The organism is Xanthomonas sp. 3307 (assembly GCF_014199735.1).
Taxonomy (GTDB): Bacteria; Pseudomonadota; Gammaproteobacteria; order Xanthomonadales; family Xanthomonadaceae; genus Xanthomonas_A; species Xanthomonas_A rydalmerensis.
On record NZ_JACHOG010000018.1, the window covers coordinates 1 to 5,590 of the forward strand.

Annotated in this window: 2 tRNA genes and 3 rRNA genes; all 5 read right to left on the minus strand. The window is 54.2% G+C overall.

Annotation, left to right across the window (positions count from 1 at the left end):
* Window positions 1-57: 57 nt before the first annotated feature.
* The 5 genes from rrf to GGR64_RS20650 all read right to left on the minus strand — a co-directional run bounded on the left by rrf (window position 58) and on the right by GGR64_RS20650 (window position 5,233).
* Window positions 58-172, minus strand: a 5S ribosomal RNA gene (rrf, locus tag GGR64_RS20630).
* A gap of 158 nt (window positions 173-330) precedes the next feature.
* Window positions 331-3,210 (minus strand): 23S ribosomal RNA (locus GGR64_RS20635).
* A gap of 223 nt (window positions 3,211-3,433) precedes the next feature.
* A tRNA-Ile gene (locus tag GGR64_RS20640) sits at window positions 3,434-3,510 on the minus strand.
* A gap of 14 nt (window positions 3,511-3,524) precedes the next feature.
* Window positions 3,525-3,600, minus strand: a tRNA-Ala gene (locus tag GGR64_RS20645).
* An 88-nt stretch (window positions 3,601-3,688) separates the two neighbouring features.
* A 16S ribosomal RNA gene (locus tag GGR64_RS20650) occupies window positions 3,689-5,233 on the minus strand.
* Together the 16S, 23S and 5S rRNA genes with 2 tRNA genes alongside form the textbook arrangement of a ribosomal RNA operon.
* Window positions 5,234-5,590: the final 357 nt, after the last annotated feature.

Genomic DNA, 5,590 nt, shown 5'->3' on the forward strand with positions numbered 1-5,590 from the left:
TTTTTCTCGCGCAATAAAAAATCCCCGTCCTTTTGGGACGGGGATTTGGGGTAAAGCCCCTGGCGATGACCTACTCTCGCATGGCTTGAGCCACACTACCATCGGCGCAGCTGCGTTTCACTTCCGAGTTCGGGATGGGATCGGGTGGTTCCACAGCGCTAATTTCACCAGGGAGACGGTTGGAGTGTCGCCACGTGCACGGTACTCGGTTGTTGGACCGAGGACGGCATGGGCGCCAGCCTCTCATAGGGTGTGATGTAGCGAGCGAGTGAGAGCGATCGACGTGTGTCGCGCTAAGGGATGCTTAATGAGGAAGCATCTTGAGGTTATATGGTCAAGCCGCACGGATCATTAGTATCAGTTAGCTCAATGCATTGCTGCACTTACACACCTGACCTATCAACCACGTAGTCTACATGGTTCCTTTAGGGGACTTGTGTCCCGGGAGATCTCATCTTGAGGCGCGCTTCCCGCTTAGATGCTTTCAGCGGTTATCGCTTCCGAACATAGCTACCCGGCAATGCCACTGGCGTGACAACCGGAACACCAGAGGTTCGTCCACTCCGGTCCTCTCGTACTAGGAGCAGCCCCTCTCAAATCTCCAACGCCCATGGCAGATAGGGACCGAACTGTCTCACGACGTTCTGAACCCAGCTCGCGTACCACTTTAAATGGCGAACAGCCATACCCTTGGGACCGACTACAGCCCCAGGATGTGATGAGCCGACATCGAGGTGCCAAACACCGCCGTCGATATGAACTCTTGGGCGGTATCAGCCTGTTATCCCCGGAGTACCTTTTATCCGTTGAGCGATGGCCCTTCCATACAGAACCACCGGATCACTAAGACCTACTTTCGTACCTGCTTGATCCGTCGATCTTGCAGTCAAGCACGCTTATGCCTTTGCACACAGTGCGCGATGTCCGACCGCGCTGAGCGTACCTTCGTGCTCCTCCGTTACTCTTTAGGAGGAGACCGCCCCAGTCAAACTACCCACCATACACGGTCCCCGATCCGGATTACGGACCTAGGTTAGAACGTCAAGCACGACAGGGTGGTATTTCAAGGATGGCTCCACTGCAGCTAGCGCCACAGTTTCATAGCCTCCCACCTATCCTACACAGACGAACTCAACGTTCAGTGTAAAGCTATAGTAAAGGTTCACGGGGTCTTTCCGTCTTGCCACGGGAACGCTGCATCTTCACAGCGATTTCAATTTCACTGAGTCTCGGGTGGAGACAGCGCCGCTGTCGTTACGCCATTCGTGCAGGTCGGAACTTACCCGACAAGGAATTTCGCTACCTTAGGACCGTTATAGTTACGGCCGCCGTTTACTGGGGCTTCGATCAAGAGCTTCGCCTTGCGGCTGACCCCATCAATTAACCTTCCAGCACCGGGCAGGCGTCACACCCTATACGTCCACTTTCGTGTTTGCAGAGTGCTGTGTTTTTGATAAACAGTCGCAGCGGCCTGGTTTCTGCGACCCTCTTCAGCTATAGCTCGCACGAGCCACCAAAAAGGGTGCACCTTCTCCCGAAGTTACGGTGCCATGTTGCCTAGTTCCTTCACCCGAGTTCTCTCAAGCGCCTGAGAATTCTCATCCTACCCACCTGTGTCGGTTTACGGTACGGTCTGCGTAAGCTGAAGCTTAGGAGCTTTTCCTGGAAGCGTGGTATCAGTGACTTCGTCTAAAAGACTCGTCTCGGTGCTCGGTCTTAAAGGATCCCGGATTTGCCAAAGATCCAAACCTACCGCCTTTCCCCGGGACAACCAACGCCCGGTACACCTAACCTTCTCCGTCCCTCCATCGCACTTACGCGAGGTGCAGGAATATTAACCTGCTTCCCATCGACTACGGCTTTCGCCCTCGCCTTAGGGGCCGACTCACCCTGCGCCGATTAACGTTGCGCAAGGAAACCTTGGGCTTTCGGCGTGCGGGTTTTTCACCCGCATTGTCGTTACTCATGTCAGCATTCGCACTTCCGATACCTCCAGCGGACTTCTCAATCCACCTTCGCAGGCTTACGGAACGCTCCTCTACCGCGCATCGCTTATCGCGATGCACCCCAAGCTTCGGTTCACTGCTTAGCCCCGTTAAATCTTCCGCGCAGACCGACTCGACCAGTGAGCTATTACGCTTTCTTTAAAGGGTGGCTGCTTCTAAGCCAACCTCCTGGCTGTCTATGCCTTTCCACATCGTTTTCCACTTAGCAGTGAATTTGGGACCTTAGCTGTGGGTCTGGGTTGTTTCCCTTTTCACGACGGACGTTAGCACCCGCCGTGTGTCTCCCATACAGTCCGTCTCGGTATTCGGAGTTTGCAATGGTTTGGTAAGTCGCGATGACCCCCTAGCCATAACAGTGCTCTACCCCCGAGAGGATACATATGAGGCGCTACCTAAATAGCTTTCGAGGAGAACCAGCTATCTCCGGGTTCGATTAGCTTTTCACTCCTAATCACACCTCATCCCCTACCTTTGCAACGGGAGTGGGTTCGGGCCTCCAGTCAGTGTTACCTGACCTTCACCCTGGGCATGACTAGATCACCCGGTTTCGGGTCTACTGCCCGCGACTATGCGCCCTTATCAGACTCGGTTTCCCTTCGCCTCCCCTATACGGTTAAGCTTGCCACGAACAGTAAGTCGCTGACCCATTATACAAAAGGTACGCAGTCACTCTTGCGAGCTCCTACTGCTTGTACGCACACGGTTTCAGGATCTATTTCACTCCCCTCTCCGGGGTTCTTTTCGCCTTTCCCTCACGGTACTGGTTCACTATCGGTCGGTCAGGAGTATTTAGCCTTGGAGGATGGTCCCCCCATGTTCAGACAGGGTTTCACGTGCCCCGCCCTACTCGTCTTCACTGGAATGGCCCTTTTAAATACAGGGCTATCACCTTCTATGGCCAACCTTTCCAGGTTGTTTTTCTAAAGCCATACCAGCTTAAGGGCTAGTCCCCGTTCGCTCGTCACTACTTAGGGAATCTCGGTTGATTTCTTTTCCTCCGGTTACTTAGATATTTCAGTTCACCGGGTTCGCTTCCAGCAGCTATGTATTCACTGCAGGATACTGCCGAAGCAGTGGGTTTCCCCATTCGGACATTGCCGGATCAAAGCTTGTTGCCAGCTCCCCGACACTTTTCGCAGGCTGCCACGTCCTTCATCGCCTCTGACCGCCAAGGCATCCACCGTGTGCGCTTATTCGCTTGACCATATAACCTCAAGTTGCCTCAAGGTCATATTCAGTCCAGGGGTACAAAGCCTGGACGCGAACTATAACGACTCAATTTCTAGGGACTCGAGGTCCCCGCCTTAGCCACAACGACACGTCGAGAAGTTTGTTCTCAAACGCTCGCTACATCACAAATTATTAAAGAACAACGCTACGGCCTCAACGCCGAGCATCTAAATTCTTAGTGTGCGATACATTCAGAGTGGTGGGTCTGGGAGGACTCGAACCACCGACCTCACCCTTATCAGGGGTGCGCTCTAACCACCTGAGCTACAGACCCAAAGTCTTCGTCAGTGGTGGAGCCAGTCGGGATCGAACCGACGACCCCCTGCTTGCAAAGCAGGTGCTCTCCCAGCTGAGCTATGGCCCCGGTATTTCGGGGTGCTCCGCCCTGTGGCGGAACTCTCTGAATGCAGGTTACTTGTGAGGACGCCTGACAGGCGTAGCTGTCATGCTCAAAAGGAGGTGATCCAGCCGCACCTTCCGATACGGCTACCTTGTTACGACTTCACCCCAGTCATCGGCCACACCGTGGCAAGCGCCCTCCCGAAGGTTAAGCTACCTGCTTCTGGTGCAACAAACTCCCATGGTGTGACGGGCGGTGTGTACAAGGCCCGGGAACGTATTCACCGCAGCAATGCTGATCTGCGATTACTAGCGATTCCGACTTCATGGAGTCGAGTTGCAGACTCCAATCCGGACTGAGATAGGGTTTCTGGGATTGGCTTACCGTCGCCGGCTTGCAGCCCTCTGTCCCTACCATTGTAGTACGTGTGTAGCCCTGGTCGTAAGGGCCATGATGACTTGACGTCATCCCCACCTTCCTCCGGTTTGTCACCGGCGGTCTCCTTAGAGTTCCCACCATTACGTGCTGGCAACTAAGGACAAGGGTTGCGCTCGTTGCGGGACTTAACCCAACATCTCACGACACGAGCTGACGACAGCCATGCAGCACCTGTCTCACGGTTCCCGAAGGCACCAATCCATCTCTGGAAAGTTCCGTGGATGTCAAGACCAGGTAAGGTTCTTCGCGTTGCATCGAATTAAACCACATACTCCACCGCTTGTGCGGGCCCCCGTCAATTCCTTTGAGTTTCAGTCTTGCGACCGTACTCCCCAGGCGGCGAACTTAACGCGTTAGCTTCGATACTGCGTGCCAAGTTGCACCCAACATCCAGTTCGCATCGTTTAGGGCGTGGACTACCAGGGTATCTAATCCTGTTTGCTCCCCACGCTTTCGTGCCTCAGTGTCAGTGTTGGTCCAGATGGCCGCCTTCGCCACAGATGTTCCTCCCGATCTCTACGCATTTCACTGCTACACCGGGAATTCCGCCATCCTCTACCACACTCTAGTTGCCCAGTATCCACTGCAATTCCCAGGTTGAGCCCAGGGCTTTCACAACGGACTTAAACAACCACCTACGCACGCTTTACGCCCAGTAATTCCGAGTAACGCTTGCACCCTTCGTATTACCGCGGCTGCTGGCACGAAGTTAGCCGGTGCTTATTCTTTGGGTACCGTCAGAACAATCGGGTATTAACCGACTGCTTTTCTTTCCCAACAAAAGGGCTTTACAACCCGAAGGCCTTCTTCACCCACGCGGCATGGCTGGATCAGGCTTGCGCCCATTGTCCAATATTCCCCACTGCTGCCTCCCGTAGGAGTCTGGACCGTGTCTCAGTTCCAGTGTGGCTGATCATCCTCTCAGACCAGCTACGGATCGTCGCCTTGGTGGGCCTTTACCCCGCCAACTAGCTAATCCGACATCGGCTCATCTATCCGCGCGAAGCCCGAAGGTCCTCCGCTTTCACCCTAAGGTCGTATGCGGTATTAGCGTAAGTTTCCCTACGTTATCCCCCACGAAAAGGTAGATTCCGATGTATTCCTCACCCGTCCGCCACTCGCCACCCAGAGAGCAAGCTCTCCTGTGCTGCCGTTCGACTTGCATGTGTTAGGCCTGCCGCCAGCGTTCACTCTGAGCCAGGATCAAACTCTTCACTTAAAATTACAGGCCCGAAGGCCAATACTTTGATATGCAGAGTTCAAACCAAGCTACGTATCGCTTGCAAAGCAATTGATTTGTTGCTCTTGATTCGAACGTCTGCAAGATGGACATACTTCCACCTGCAGGCGTCCTCACAAGTTACCTGCGCACACTGTCAAAGAACTTCGGGGCCGGCCTCAGCGCCTTTCCCTTTTTCGCCCCGACGTTTCCGTCCGAGTGAGCCGCCCATTATAGCGGGCTTTTTGTTTCCGTCAACACCTCATTTCGAGGCGGTTGACGCTGGCTCGTCTTCAAACCCGAAGGCTTTTCGTCGAACCGAGCCGCCCATCATAGCGGCTTTTTTCTTGCCGTCAA